The organism is Vibrio sp. Isolate34 (genome assembly GCF_022397915.1).
GTDB lineage: Bacteria > Pseudomonadota > Gammaproteobacteria > Enterobacterales > Vibrionaceae > Vibrio.
Genome location: NZ_JAKEUO010000009.1, coordinates 32,011 through 46,926, shown reverse-complemented (window position 1 = coordinate 46,926; position 14,916 = coordinate 32,011). Strand labels below are relative to the sequence as shown.

Genomic DNA, 14,916 nt, shown 5'->3' with positions numbered 1-14,916 from the left:
TCGCAGGATCAAAAAAGCCTTCCGAAGAAGGCTTTTGAAAATCTGTTTTTAACTATGCGGCAGCTTGCTTGCGAGATTCTTCAATCTGTTTCTGACGTTTCTTTAGTGTCAGCTTATCGCGGTAAGAGAACCACACGTAAGACACAACCACTAAGAAGAATAGGTAAGACAATGAGAAGATGAATGGTGACTGGATAATATCGTTAGAAATACCCCAAGACACGCCTACCACTGTTACCGCTATTTTAGCAAAGAAGCCACACAGCAGAAGCACTAGAGCCAACTGAGGGAAACGTGTGCTGCGGAATGCAAGCCAGTAGCAACTACCCACTGCAAGTGCTGCAATGTAGAAACCGAATAAAAAAGAATGAATATGATCAGCGGCTGCTACACCACCAGTAATCGACATCAGTAGAATTAAAAATAGTTTCATAACATTTGCCTCTTAGTAGACTAGAAACGCATCCTTTCAAATTTGAAATCTCAGTTTGCATACTATTTTCCCACTTTTTACGGACAAAACAAGCCCAAAAAACGAACAAATTGTAACCAGCAAGAAACACGACGCACCACCTTAACAATCAATTAACATTTGTAAATTCAACAAACTAAGTCCCCTCTAGGGTTGTGGCGATTAATGTCTAATTTGATTTATTTTGTTACACAAAATTAACCACAGAAATAATTTAAAATTAATTGCAATGATGTGATGACAGCACGGTTTGTAGGGGCACTAGCAGGAAGAGATTGGGTAATAGCATGAATACTGGAGCCTAAACCAGCAAAGTGTACAAAAAAGAAAGGTGTTAACAACAACTGCAACACGCATAAAAAACAGTTCTTTAACAACTCAAGTTTAATTTTGATAAAAATGGAAAAAGAGATTCCAATCACATTTTTATTGGTTATAATCCGCGCTCTTTTGCGCTATCTGTTGATAAACGCAAACTAATTTTGAAGAAACAATCACAATAACCCGTCTTTAGTCCTGTGGCTCTCACTAGACCAAAGACAAAACTGAGAATAAAAATGAGCAAGATTGATAAAGCTACACGTATCCTGCTAGCAGGCTTCTGTATCAACCTTTGTCTTGGCATCCTGTATGCTTGGAGTGTATTTAACAAAGCCCTACAAGGTGAAGGCTGGTCTGCAGCTGAAGCATCAGCACCATACGCGACTGCAACAATCACATTCTCTATCTGTCTTCTTGTTGCTGGTATCCTACAAGACCGCATGGGTCCACGTAAGATCCTAATTCTTGGTACAGCTCTTACTGGCCTTGGCATGATCGCATCTGGTTTTGCGACTTCTCCACTAATGCTAAACATCACATTCGGTGTGATGGCAGGCGCTGGTATCGGCTTCGGTTACGCATGTCTTTCTCCTTCTGCAATGAAGTGGTTCCACCCTTCTAAGAAAGGTATGGTTAACGGTCTTATCGCAGCAGGCTTCGGTCTAGCGGCAATTTACCTTGCTCCAGTTACTGCTGCTCTTATCGAGAGCATGGGCATCCAAACAAGCTTCAAGATTCTTGGTGTTGGTGTACTAGCAATCGCTGTACCTCTAGCAGCAACAATCAACAACCCACCAGCGGGTTACTCTCCAGCTGAACCAAAAGTAAAAGCTGGCCAAGCTCCAAAAGCGGTTAAGAAGAGCGAAGACTTATCTTGGAAAGTAATGCTGAAGACTCCTCAGTTCTACTCTCTATGGATCATGTACGCATTCGCAGCTTCTGTTGGTCTGATGATCATCGGTAACATCACAAGTATCGCAAGCGCACAAGCAAACCTACCGAACGCGGTTTACCTTGCTTCTATCCTTGCTGTATTTAACTCAGGCGGCCGTGTTGCTGCTGGTATGCTTGCTGACAAAATCGGTGGCGTTCGTACTCTTCTACTTGCGTTCATTCTGCAAGGTGCAAACATGGCGCTATTCGCTACGTTTAACACTGAGTTCACGCTAATCATCGGTACTGCAGTAGCAGCGGTTGGTTACGGTACTCTACTAGCAGTATTCCCAACACTTACAGCTGAGTTCTACGGCCTTAAAAACTACGGTACTAACTACGGCGTGCTTTACACGGCATGGGGTATCGGTGGTGCAATCGGTACAGCGGTTGTTGGTTACTCTATGACTAACGGCGACAGCTACGGCCTTGCTTACACTATCTCTGCAGCAATGATGGCAGTATGTATTGTTCTAGCAATCATCACTAAGCCAATGTCTGAAGCAAAAGTTGCTGAGCTAAAAGCATCTCAAGCTTAATCTGATAAAAGATTGAATTTGAAAAGAAAGAGCTTAACCTTAGGGTTAGGCTCTTTTTGTATCAAGCGACGTATCAAGTGACATTAGAATCCACCCCTCAACTACACCCAACTTACTATCTCGACAACTTCAATCGACTGATTGAACACGCTCAAACGTACTACCCTGATCTTCTGAGTGAGGATGAGTGCCGTTGGCTGTCTGAATATAAGCGTCTTTCTGTTGCAAGCCAGTGTTTAATGGTTCGTTTGCTTTCGCGTAAAGGCTGTTGGTTTCGTAGTGACAAGCTCGCTTATGTTGAAATCCCAGATATCGACACTGCATTACAAGAGCTAAGCTCATCACGCTTCATTATGTTAAGTCACCCAACTGACCAGCATGACCTGGAAATTACTCAGCTCGAACTTGGATTGAACCTACTCACCAAGCCAGAACTGCTTAATGTATTCCCATCTCTTGAGAGCAACAAATCTGCTAAAAAAGACGAACTGTTAGCGTTGCTTGAACCGCAAGCTTTTGAACAGTTCCAGAGCCTATCGTTCGATTGCATTTACGTTGTCGAATCTCAGGTGATTGATGTATTGCTGTTGCTGTTTTTTGCCAACACTTACCAAGACCTAAGCCAGTTCGTATTGAGTGACCTTGGACTCAACACCTTTGAAAGTTACCCGTTAAGCAAACAACGTCGGTTCTTCACCTCTAGAGCGCAGATCAATCAATTACTTGAGATACGTGAAATTCAACACCAATATTACGAAGGTGATCGTAAAGACCCTGAGTTTATTGAGCACCTTCTACATTCGATACCCGAAGAATCAGAACACCGAAGCATTGCTAGAAAACGATCTCGATTGATCAACGACCTCGCACGCGATCTGGAAAGGCTTAATCAAAACGACCAAGCTGTCTTTTGGTTCAAGCAATCAGAACTTCCTCCCAGCAGAGAACGACTTGCGCGCATCTATGACAAACAAGACGAGTTAGACTTGATGTGTGACATTGTCACGCAAATAAAAGCGAATCCATCGGATGTATCAGAGCTAGAGGTCGCGATTAAGCTTGAACAGAGGTTATTACGCAAGCAGGGCAACAAGGTTCCCCGCCCTTCAAAGCCAAATTGTACGCAGATAAAGCTGGAGTTAGACCTTAGCCAAGCCAGAGTTGAACTTGCAGTAAAGCAGCACTTTGAAAGCCAAGGCTGGGATGTCTATTTCTCTGAGAACAGCTTTCTGTGTAGTTTGTTCGGTTTGGCTTTCTGGGATGTCATTTTCTCTGATGTCGAAGGCGCTTTTATCAATCGTTACCAACATCGGCCACTGAACTTGTACCACTCAGACTTCATAGACAAACGAGCCGAGCAAATTGAAGCTGTGTTCCAAACCCTATCCGAGCACGGGCTCAGCCACTTGCTTGATACTTACGATAACAAGCAAGGCATCGCTAATCCTTTTGTTCATTGGAATCATTTCCCTAAGGCACTTATTGAACACAGTATGGCTTCGATTCCAAACACTTTACTTGTTGATCTCTTCAAGGTGATATTGAGTGATCTAAAGCTGTTCCGAACTGGGATGCCAGATTTGATTGCTTTCAAGGGCGATGAGTTTCATTGGATTGAAGTCAAAGGGCCAGGAGACAAATTGCAAGACAACCAGTGGCGTTGGATCAAAGAGTTTGAACGCTTGTCTGTTCCTTTTTCGGTGTGTTACGTCAATCAATAAGCCTTAGCTAAGCTTTCCAAACCTTGTTTTAATTATAGGGCTGACGCGATAAGTGACTCAGTTCCATCAATATCTTGTCTACAAAATTGTTAGAACATGAGCATTTTCAATCATTTTCGATATAATTAGAGAAAATGCCTAATATCTAAATACGTATGAATTTGAAAAAACTCTTCATCTTAGCTTTTGTTAGCGTCTTCTCAGGTTGTGCCGTGTACGCGGGTTTAAACTTTGACGAGCTGTTTGGTGAACAACAAGTACGCGATCGCCAAGCCCCTATTCTTTCCGCTCAATCACAACACTTCATCAACGAAGTGAAGCCGATCATTGATAACCGATGTGTGGTTTGTCACGCTTGTTATGATGCGCCTTGCCAACTCAAAATGTCTTCAGTTGAAGGTATCGATCGTGGCGCAAGCAAAGAGCTCGTTTATCAAGGTACGCGTTTAACGGCATCTGCTCCTACTCGCCTATTTGAAGATGCATTGACCACTCAAGAGTGGCGTGAAGCCGACTTCCACCCCGTGCTTAACGAGCGTATGCAAAACTCAACCGCTAACCTTGATGCGGGTCTTGTATCTCGAATGCTGATTCAAAAAGAGAACCACCCGCTTCCAGATCAAAAGCAGTTAGAAGGTTTCGACTTCTCGATTGATCGCGACCAACAGTGTCCGACCATCGAAGAGTACGCTCAATACGAAAGAGATTACCCAACTTGGGGCATGCCTTATGGGATGCCTAACCTAGACAAGACCGAGTATGCGACGTTAATGAGCTGGTTGGAAAACGGCGCGTTAATGAATGAACATATTCCGTTGAGCGAAGCCGAGCAAGAGCTGGTTAATACTTACGAAAAATTCCTGAATAAGAGTTCGAGAAAGAGCCAGCTTTCTGCGCGTTACATCTATGAGCACCTGTTTCTATCGCACGTTTATTTTTCTGATTTAGGGCAACCAACACGCTTCTTCTCGATCGTTCGTTCTACAACACCACCAGGTGAAGCTGTGCAACGCATTACCACTCGTCGCCCTTACGACGATCCAAAAGTCTCTCGTGTTTACTACCGATTGATTCCAGAGCAAGGCACCATTGTCAACAAGACACACATGCCTTTCGCGCTCAATGAAGAGCGTCTACAAAAATGGAACACTTGGTTTGTTGATGCTGAATACGTGGTAAATAAGCTGCCGAGCTACGACGTTGATGTTGCCGCTAACCCAATGACTTCGTTTGAAGCTCTGCCAGTTAACTCTCGTTTTAACTTTATGTTGGATAACGCACAGAACACCATCATGGCGTACATTAAAGGGCCAGTTTGTCGTGGTCAGCTTGCGCTCAATGTGATTAATGACCGTTTCTGGGTGTTCTTTATCGATCCTGAGAAAGCTGATGTGCCTGAGATTAACGACTTCTATGCAAGCCAAAAGAAAAACTTAAAGCTGCCAAGCGAATTGGAAAGTAACACTGTCCCTGCAACTAATTGGGTGCGTTACTCTAAGCAACAAGCACGATACCTAAACGCGAAATCAGACTTCACCAACAAATGGTTTGAAAGTGGCGTAAACCTCGATACAGGCATCATTTGGGACGGTAATGGCACCAATCCGAATGCCGCTTTAACGATATTCAGACACTTTGACAGCGCTTCCGTTGTTCAAGGCTTAGTTGGGCCGCAGCCTAAAACGGCGTGGATTCTTGATTACGCCCTACTCGAGCGTATTCACTACCTGCTTGTTGCTGGCTTTGATGTATACGGCAACTTTGGGCATCAACTGATTACTCGCATGTTCATGGATTTTTTGCGTTTGGAAGGCGAAAGTAACTTCTTAGCCCTTCTTCCCAAAGACGTTCGCCACCTTGAGCACTCAAGCTGGTACCAAAACCAAAGCATACAACTCAGTGACTTTTTACAACGTAATGTCGAGCATTTCAATCAGCCAACAAGTGTCGTTTACAAAACAGCAGATCCTAAGCGTGAATTGCTCAATATGATCAAACAAAAGCTAGCTCCAGTCCTCAACAATCGATTTGAAATTGTAGATACAGGCTTTACTGAGAACAGCGAAGCACTACTCAAACAAGTCAACCTGATTAAAGGCAAAGGCCTGCAGCACGTCCCTCAACTAGTGATGATCATGATTGAAGGCGAAAACGGACAAGAGCAGTTGTTCACCATGATTAACAACAACGCTCACACCAACATTTCAAGCCTCTTCCATGAAGAAAGCAACCGAGATTACGCCAACGATGACTTAACACTCGTACGTGGCGTTGTAGGCAGCTACCCTGGAGCTTACCTTTCACTAACAGAAAGCGATATTCCAAACCTGGTTGTAATGTTACAACGTCTGAATACCGAGGAAGACTACGTAGCGTTGCTAGATAAGTATGCAATCCGTCGTAGCTCTAGCGAATTCTGGCCTTTCAGTGACCGAGTGCATCGTTGGTATCAACAAGATCAACCGATCGAGTTCGGCCTGTTGGATTACAACCGCTTTGAGAACCGCTAGTTTTCACGCATAACTTTTAAAAACAAAAAATCCTCTGTCTTGGCAGAGGATTTTTTGTATATGGGGAAAAGTATCTCAAGTGCTATTGAGAAGCGACAAGTGCTATTGAAATGCGAAAAGTGCTCTAGATTGAATCCGATGTTTCCGGTTGGTGTAGCTCATCAAAAAACGCACGAGCGGCCGGAGAAAGAGAGTCCAAAGGCTGCTTCAACACTAGATAAAACTGACTTTTCAGGCTCCACTTGTCCGGCTGTAGCGCGATCAAAGCTTGATCATAGTGACCACGGTCAATTAAGTGAGACGGCAAGAAACTCAAGTGTGTGCCTGCTAAGGTGAGAATCACACCCGACTCTACATGCCAGCCATCAAAAGGCTTTACGGAATCGAACTGCTCTATATTGAGCAATCGGAACATCTCATCTTTGGCATAGCCGCCCATGTTGATACGACAGCCATCAAGGGAAAAATCCTTATCCATGATCTTCTCAGCCAGATCTTTACGCGCATAAAGATAGCTGTGCTCTTCAAACAGTGGGTATTTATGTTGAAAGGCTGATTTTTGATGTGATCCGAGAACAACGATCATCATATCTATCTGGTTCTTTGCTAGCTTCTCATTCAACTGAGTGAAATCACCGACATCGACACTCACTTCAACACTGTTACTGCGTTGGTAAAATGTCTCTATCGCTTTTGGAAGTGGGTTATAGGGCAAAGTCACCGTGTTATCCAAACAACCAATTCGCACGTGTCCAGAAAGTTCTGTTTGAACGCCTCGAAGCTTATAAGCGAAGTCCGTTAAGGTCGATTTCAGTTGGTTCGCATATTTATACACTTGCTCACCTTCATGAGTGAGCTTAAAACCGCGCCGACCACGTTGGCATAATGTTAATTTTAAGCTTTTTTCCAAGGCAATAAGTTGATTACTGAGCACAGGCTGACTAATTCCGGTGCTCGCGACCGCCTGATTGATGCCTCCCTGCTCAACAATTTCACAAAAAAGTTCTAATCTTCGTAGGTCTCTTTTATCTAACTTATTGTTTGGGTTCACTTTGCCACTCACATTTGGTTTTTACTATGTTTACATCTGATTATATTCATTTATTAACAATAAATACATCAGTATGCTTTATTCACACTTATGGAATAACAATGCATGGATGGCACAATGGCGACAGAAGCTTACATGAATAAACCTGAAGCAACACACAGCCACAAAAAGATAGATGACTTCGAACTGGAACCCGTTCCAGAGAAAGCCAAACGTTCATGGTGGGTGATCAGCCTTATCTGGTTGGCTATCGGTATCGATATCTCAGGATTGTTTCTCGGCTCAATTTTGAGCAGCGGGATTGGTTTTGAAGACGCGTTGCTCGCAACGTTTATCGGCTCAAGCTTACTGGCAGTCATCGCGATGCTGTGTGCCAATATCGGTTTTCAAGCGGGTGTATCAACTCCACTCATGAGTAGTGCGGTGTTTGGTCGTAACGGCGGTAAAATACTTGGTTTCATCAATGGCATCTCGCTAGTCGGCTGGTTTGCTTTCCAAGCTGATTTCTTTGCGTTCATCATGGTAGACGCTCTCGCAAAATACGACATCGTGATTTCTCACCTAACCGCTCTGATTGGCGGCAGTGTATTAATGATGATGACGGCCATCTACGGCGTTCGTGCCCTAGGTAAACTCAGCACCTATTCAGTGCCTTTGATGGTGACGCTGATTACCATTGGCTTGTTCATGGCTGCCGACTACCAAGGTGGCGCTGCACCAACGATTGAAGATCCTCTAACACTTGGCCAAGCCATCTCTTTCGTTATGTCTATCTGGATTCTTGCAGCCGTCGCCGCGCCTGACATTGCTCGCTACGCTAAGACCCGTCGTGATGCGATTCTCGGAGCTGGCATCGGCTTTCTGGTTGGTAACAGTGCCATCATTCTTATCGCATTGATCCTGACCAAAATGACAGGTACCGACGACCTAGTAGAAGTCTTCTTCACGCTTGGTTTGGGTATGGCTGCCATCATCGTTCTGGTGTTTGCTCAATGGACGACCAACAGTAGCAACCTGACCTCTGGTGGCTTATGTATGTCTATGGTACTGCCGAAAATCCCTCGCCCTGTATTGATTGTGGTCATGACCATCGTAGGCATCGGTATTGCTCAGCTCGGCATGGTGAACAAGTTTACTGACTTCTTAATGTTACTGAGCGTGACCATCGCCCCTGCGGCTGGTGTCTACATCGTTCAATACTACGTTTTAGACTCTGCAAAAATGAGTTTTGAGAACATCCAACAAGTTCCAGCTTGGATGTTTAAAGGCCTCGCCTCTTGGGCATTTGGTACTGCATTCAGTGCTTGTACCGCACCAGAATTCTTCAACCTGTCTTCATTAACCAGCATCTCAGCGTTAGACGGCATTCTTGCAGCTGGTGTTATTTACCTAGCCCTAATGAAGCTTTCTCCTTCAAGTGATAAGGAATAGTAGTTGTGATTATTACTGAACAAATGATTGATGACATCGCGCTTGGTGCCACTGTATTAGGCACGGGCGGCGGTGGTGACCCATACAGCGGCGCATTGATGGCGAAAGTCGCTATCGCAACAGCAAAGCAACCTGTGCGTATGATTCCTTTGGAAGAGGTACAAGACGATTGGATGACTGTGCCCTCTTCAATGATTGGCGCACCAACCGTTGCAGTAGAAAAGCTCAACTCGAAAGATCAAATGCTGGTTGCATTCGAAGCGATGGAAAAGGCGCTTGGTACTGAGGTAGCAGCAACCTTCCCTATCGAGGTAGGCGGTTTCAACTCACTGATTCCAATTCTCGTTGCAGCACAAAAGAACATCCCTGTAATCGATTGTGATGCGATGGGACGTGCGTTTCCTGAAGCGCAGATGGTGACCTTCTTCCTCGACGATTTGCCTTCTGCACCTAACACATTGGCCGACGAGCGTGGCAATGTAGTAACGCTCTACCCGATAGACGGTATTTGGTCTGAAAAGTTTGCTAGGCCGATTACCGAACAAATGGGCGGCTCAGCAGCAATGTGTGATTACCCAATGAACGGTAAGAACCTAAAGCGCAGCGCACTGCCTGCAACACTGACTCAAGCGATGAAGATAGGTGAAGCTATTCGATTGGCGAACGACAACAACCAGAGCGGTACACAAGCTGTCTTAGACATTGTTGGTGGCCACACGATCATCAGCGGCAAGATTGTTGATATTCAGCGCGAAACCGATGGTGGTTTTGCAACTGGCGGCGTTGTGATCGAGAAACTGGCTCAGTTTGAAGATACCGGCGTAGACAACGTATTCGTTCAGTTCCAAAACGAATTACTTCTGGCACACAAAGGCACAAGCCGCACCGACATGAATCAAGACAATCTATTGGCTTCGACACCGGATCTTATTTCGATATTGGATCACGAAACCGGCAAGCCAATCACAACCGAGCAGCTTCGTTACGGACAACGCATCGACCTTATCGCCTACCCTTGTGACCCGAAATGGCGCACCGACAAAGGCATCGAAGTCGCGGGGCCGGGTTACTTTGGCTATACCGTCGAGTATCAAACCATTGAACAACTAAAGTCTGCATTGAAGAGGTAGTAGCATGACAAACATTACGCTTGATTACTGCCGTTTAGGCATTGACGTTGGGGGCACCAATACCGATGGCGTGTTGCTCGACGCAGACTTGAATGTGCTTGCTAAGGTGAAAACCGCAACCACACACGATATTTCGACTGGTATCGATAACGCGATTTCTGCACTACTAAGCCAAGCGAAGATTGATGGCAAGCAAGTCAAACACGCGATGCTCGGCACCACTCAATGCACTAACGCGATTGTAGAAAGAAAAGGTTTAGACAGAGTTGGCATGATTCGTTTAGCCCTTCCGAGTGGCGACAGCGTCCCGCCTCTTTGTGGTTGGAGTGAAGCGTGGCAAAACCTGCTTGGTGAACACTTCTATCAAGCACACGGCGGCTATGAATACGACGGCCAATTGATTGCCGACATTCAAGAGTCTGAGATCCGCGAGCTTTGCCAAAAAATGAAAGGCCACGTCGATTCAATCGCTATCTGCGGTGTGTTCTCTCCTGTTAATGGCGACCAAGAGCTTCAAGCCGCAGAGTGGATTCAGCAAGAACTTCCGGGCGTAAACCTATCGCTATCCCATAAAGTAGGTAGCTTAGGGCTTCTAGAGCGTGAGAACGCAACAATTCTCAATGCAGCCCTACAAGGCACAGCAAAACGATTCGTTGATGGTTTTTGTAATGCACTCATCAACCATGAGATTCATACCACACCCTATTTCGGCCAGAACGATGGTACATTAATGTCGCAACAGTTCGCCTTGATGTACCCGATTCTTACCGTGGCTTGTGGCCCAACAAACTCGATTCGCGGAGCAAGCCATCTAACCAAGCTTAAAGATGCGATTGTGGTCGATGTGGGCGGCACAACATCTGATATTGGCGTTCTTACTCACGGTTACCCAAGAGAATCGAGCTTAGCGGTAGAAATCGGTGAAGTCAGAACCAACTTCCGCATGCCTGATATTTTGGCGCTAGCTATTGGTGGCGGCACCAAGGTGCGTTTTGAGCAAGAACGCATCGAACTAGGCCCAGAAAGTGTTGGCCATACTCTCACGCAAACAGCGCGCAGCTTTGGCGGTGATGAACTCACGTTAACCGACATAGCACTCAAAACCGGTCACATGCAGTGGCAAGCGGAACATCAACTGAGTGATGAGATTGGTATATCAACCGAGCAAGCAAATCAGGTGTATCAACAGATGGTGACTGATGTTGAGGAAGGCATCGATAAGATGAAGACTTCCGCAGCAAGCGTACCCGTAATCATGGTTGGTGGCGGTAGTGCCCTATTCCCAGATCACTTTGAAGGTGTAAGCCAAGTGGTACGCCCTGAACACTTTGAAGTAGCGAATGCAATTGGTGTTGCGCTGGGTGAAATATCAGGTCAATTCGATAAGATTGTCCCGATTGATCCCGCTTCTCGTGAAGAAACCTTAAAAGGCTTGGAAGAACAATCAAAGCAACTGGCGATTGAGGCAGGCGCATGCAGCGAAAACGTGGCAATCATTGAACGTAGCGAGATTCCCTTAAGCTACCTACAAGGCAACATGGTTCACGTGAAGATCAAAGCCGCAGGTCACATCAAAATGGCTTGAGACAGATCTTCTTTGGTCTGGTTTTAAATTACATCCAAGACTAAAAAGCAGGTTATACCTTCATAGAAACCCGAAGATATAACCTGCTTTTTGATTTTTAAGCGATTTTGTTTAGCTATTGATTTATTTGCTATTGTTTTACTGGCTATTAGTTTACTAAATATGAGCGTCTTATTTACAGTTGTTCGCGCAGTGCCGCTAACGAGTCTCTCACCAATTCAGAGAGTGAATCGGCATGGTCACGATATTGGGTCAACGGCTCTTCACTCGCTTCAATGCTCTGACACAAAGCAAACAAGGCAGATAAACCCAAGCTTCCCGCCGAGCCTTTTAATTTATGAGCCAGCGACTTAATTTCACGAGCGTTCTCGGCCTCGTCCGCTACAACAAGTTCATCGAGAGTGGCTTGGCTGCTTTGATCAAACAGACCAACAATCTGCACTATTTTGTCGTGGCCTAAAATGGCTAAGTCATCTTTAATGATTTTCGGATCAATAATCTGCACGATCTGATCTCCTTGGTTATTTTCTGTATCTTGATTTGCCAGTTGTGCTGAACCTCCCAGTGCCAATGTAGATAAATCTAACTCGGCATCTTGAGGTTTCGAACTGACCTTACAACAAATAGCATCCGATGGATCGGGCTGAGGCAACAATAGAGTGTGACCATCTAATTGCTCTACAATCAGTTCTGACAAGGCTTCTTTCTCTAAAGGTTTAGGCAAGAAACCATCGAAGCCCGACGACAAGTAGCTTTCGACTTCTTCGTTAAACACGTGAGCCGATACAGCAACCATAGGTGGCAATTTACGTGTTGCGGCTTGTTCATGTTGGCGCGCATCATCTTTCAATTGTTGAATCAATTCAACGCCATCACAATCCGGTAAGTTGATGTCCACCAACGCAATATCGAACTCTTGTTCACTGAATATAACTCGTGCTTCTTGCCCTGTCGTCGCGATGACCACATCGTGGCCTAAGTTATTCAAGAAGCCTTCCGCAACTATGCAGTTCACTGGGTTGTCTTCAATCAGCAGTACCTTAGCGCGAATGCAGGCTTCAACAGCCGCAACTTTGTTTTCAATCTTCTCACCCACTTCAAGAGGCAGTGAGAACCAAAACTGGCTACCCTCACCTTCTTCGGAATGAACACCAATATCCCCATTCATGGCGTGCATCACGCTCTTACTGATCGCTAAGCCAAGCCCCGTGCCACCAGTTTTGTTACGACCACTTTCAGTTTGGCTAAACGCATCAAACAGACACTTCTGTTCACTGATATCGATACCAACACCAGTATCTGAAACCTCGAACATCACACGATTTTCATCTTCCAAATCAAGGCTGACAAAAATATCTACAGAGCCACTGTCGGTGAATTTGATGGCGTTACCCACCAAATTATTGAGGATCTGACTGATACGAGTCACATCCCCGCGCCAGTAACGCTGAACATCACTTTCAATGAAGTAGTGAAAGTCGAGCTTCTTCTCGGATGCTCGCCCTTCCATCAATTGATAGGTGTCTTGAACCATTTGATGCAGATCGAACGACGCGACACGCACTTCTAAATGCCCCGCTTCAATTTTGGAATAATCCAGCACGTCATTAAGGATCGCTAATAGGTTCTTACCACTGCGGTTGATAATATCGGCATAACCCGACTGCAACTGATTCAAACCCGTATCTTTCAGTAATCGGGCCGTACCCAATACCCCATTCATCGGCGTTCGGATTTCGTGGCTCATGGTCGCCAAGAATGCGGATTTCGCTCGGCTTGCTTGTTCTGCAGCACTGCGCGCTTTGGCGTGGTTGGTTACTTCGACATTAAGCTTTTCATTGGTTTGTTGAAGTTGATAGGTACGCTCGGTAATCAGTTCTTCTAGTTGTTCTTTATGTTCTTCAAGCTCGCGCTTGGCTTTGGCTTCACCTACCGCCACCACTTGCAGCGCTTGTGCGGTGTTTCTCGCGGTAATGATCGCCTCACCCATATGGGCAATTTCATCATTACCTTTCACCGAAATATCGATATTCAAACGCCCTTGAGCGATGGACATTAGTGCGGTCGAGTATTCAGCGAGGCGTTTCACCACAGAGATATACACCACGCGCCAGACAATAAAAGCGACGATGATAAGGCCAATAATCGAAATCACAGACAGTGACCACTGTGCAACACTCAGCGTTGAAGTCAGCTCGTCCACCGCCTTCTTGGTGCTCAGGTTTGAATCATCGACCAATTGGTTAACGGTTGTGTTCAATTTAGAGAAAAGTTGCAGAGTATTCTGCATCAAGAATTCAGATTTCTTTGTGTTCTCATACTGCTCAAGCGAGATATCAAACACCACTTGGCGCTTGCGAAGCTCATCAAGCAACAATGACATTTGCTCTGAACGAGTTGGATCTTCTACCGCTTTAACACGGCGATCCATGATTTTGAGGTTGGCTTCAAACTCTGATTGGATCTGATGAATGCGTTCAACGTTGGTAACGGTTTGCGTTTCTTCAATCTGGTTAAGGATTTTGAAAGCAAGAAGATGAAGTTCGTGTAAGCGCTCGGAAAGGTCTAAATCGACTTCAACTAATGCATCAAGGGCTTGATAGGCTCTGTCGGTTTGTTTGGTTTCTAGCAGATCGTAAATATGGGTTACGTTCGCAATCGCGATGGTTGCGGTGTTCAACACTTGAGTACGTGTGAGTTGTTCCAGCTCTTCAGCCAAAAATTTCATCTCTTCGACGCGTGCCGTCAGCTCTTTGTTGAGCCAAAGCTTACGTTCAACCGATACACCCAGCTCTGCCAGTGTATTGATGACACTTTCAACATGGGTTTCAAGTTCGTGCAGTAGTTGGGAATCAAAACTATCAACACCCAACTCTTTAATATGAGTAAGAAGCGCTTCAAGCTGGCCGAATAGCACAGTGCCCGCTTCTTTTCTCTCTTGCTCATTCTTAGCGTTTGAGAGAGTTTGAACGGAGGAAATAATGCGGTTACTGAGCTCAGAAACTTGTCGTGCTTCAATCATCGCAGGGAGCGCAGAATCTACGACGTTTCTTTCTGTTTTCGCCACAAAGCTAAATCCAGAGACACCGATCAATGCCGATACAAGAACCAAAAGCGCCATGACCAAAAACGAAGCAAGTAGCTTGCGTCCAATACTTGCTGTGGCTAACAACATATAACTTAAACCTTAAAACGATCTTCTTTACCCACCCAGAATACGCTA

The 14,916-nt window shown here is 45.3% G+C and carries 9 protein-coding genes; 6 read left to right on the top strand and 3 right to left on the bottom strand.

Annotation, left to right across the window (positions count from 1 at the left end):
* Positions 1–52 precede the first annotated feature (52 nt).
* The gene (locus L1D22_RS11565) at positions 53–433 is read right to left on the bottom strand and encodes an NADH:ubiquinone oxidoreductase (RefSeq protein ID WP_239829888.1); all 381 of its coding nucleotides are present in this window, start codon (positions 431–433) and stop codon (positions 53–55) included.
* Positions 434–1,029: 596 nt separating this feature from the next.
* Between L1D22_RS11565 and L1D22_RS11560 the strand changes: the two genes are divergently transcribed.
* The 3 genes from L1D22_RS11560 (at position 1,030) to L1D22_RS11550 (ending at position 6,496) form a co-directional block, all read left to right on the top strand.
* Positions 1,030–2,265, top strand: coding sequence for an OFA family MFS transporter (locus L1D22_RS11560; RefSeq protein WP_239829887.1), 1,236 nt, complete (start codon positions 1,030–1,032; stop codon positions 2,263–2,265).
* Positions 2,266–2,321: 56 nt separating this feature from the next.
* Positions 2,322–3,986, top strand: coding sequence for a VRR-NUC domain-containing protein (locus L1D22_RS11555; protein ID WP_239829886.1), 1,665 nt, complete (start codon positions 2,322–2,324; stop codon positions 3,984–3,986).
* 155 nt (positions 3,987–4,141) lie between these two features.
* A complete protein-coding gene (locus L1D22_RS11550; RefSeq protein WP_239829885.1) occupies positions 4,142–6,496 on the top strand; it encodes a fatty acid cis/trans isomerase in 2,355 nt (784 codons plus the stop codon).
* Positions 6,497–6,620: 124 nt separating this feature from the next.
* Here the strand turns inward: L1D22_RS11550 and L1D22_RS11545 are convergent, their stop codons facing one another.
* On the bottom strand, positions 6,621–7,559 hold the full coding sequence (locus tag L1D22_RS11545) for a LysR family transcriptional regulator (protein WP_239829884.1): 939 nt from the start codon (positions 7,557–7,559) through the stop codon (positions 6,621–6,623).
* A gap of 93 nt (positions 7,560–7,652) precedes the next feature.
* Between L1D22_RS11545 and L1D22_RS11540 the strand changes: the two genes are divergently transcribed.
* From L1D22_RS11540 to L1D22_RS11530, 3 genes are read left to right on the top strand one after another with little or no spacing between them, the layout of a single operon-like run.
* Positions 7,653–8,978, top strand: coding sequence for a cytosine permease (locus L1D22_RS11540; RefSeq protein WP_239829883.1), 1,326 nt, complete (start codon positions 7,653–7,655; stop codon positions 8,976–8,978).
* Between the two features lie 5 nt (positions 8,979–8,983).
* A complete protein-coding gene (locus L1D22_RS11535; RefSeq protein ID WP_239829882.1) occupies positions 8,984–10,108 on the top strand; it encodes a DUF917 domain-containing protein in 1,125 nt (374 codons plus the stop codon).
* Positions 10,109–10,112: 4 nt separating this feature from the next.
* Positions 10,113–11,693 (top strand): hydantoinase/oxoprolinase family protein, encoded by a 1,581-nt coding sequence (locus L1D22_RS11530; RefSeq protein ID WP_239829881.1) that lies wholly within the window; start codon positions 10,113–10,115, stop codon positions 11,691–11,693.
* A gap of 175 nt (positions 11,694–11,868) precedes the next feature.
* Here the strand turns inward: L1D22_RS11530 and torS are convergent, their stop codons facing one another.
* Positions 11,869–14,868, bottom strand: a complete 3,000-nt coding sequence (gene torS, locus L1D22_RS11525; protein ID WP_239829880.1) for a TMAO reductase system sensor histidine kinase/response regulator TorS — start codon at positions 14,866–14,868, stop codon at positions 11,869–11,871.
* Between the last annotated feature and the right edge of the window lie 48 nt (positions 14,869–14,916).

What these genes read in the sequence shown, in the direction of transcription:
- L1D22_RS11540 (WP_239829883.1), top strand. Translation starts at nt 7,653, where the DNA reads ATGGATGGCACAATGGCGACAGAAGCTTACATGAATAAACCTGAAGCA.
- L1D22_RS11550 (WP_239829885.1), top strand. Translation starts at nt 4,142, where the DNA reads ATGAATTTGAAAAAACTCTTCATCTTAGCTTTTGTTAGCGTCTTCTCA.
- L1D22_RS11560 (WP_239829887.1), top strand. Translation starts at nt 1,030, where the DNA reads ATGAGCAAGATTGATAAAGCTACACGTATCCTGCTAGCAGGCTTCTGT.
- torS (WP_239829880.1), bottom strand. Translation starts at nt 14,868, where the DNA reads ATGTTGTTAGCCACAGCAAGTATTGGACGCAAGCTACTTGCTTCGTTT.
- L1D22_RS11565 (WP_239829888.1), bottom strand. Translation starts at nt 433, where the DNA reads ATGAAACTATTTTTAATTCTACTGATGTCGATTACTGGTGGTGTAGCA.
- L1D22_RS11530 (WP_239829881.1), top strand. Translation starts at nt 10,113, where the DNA reads ATGACAAACATTACGCTTGATTACTGCCGTTTAGGCATTGACGTTGGG.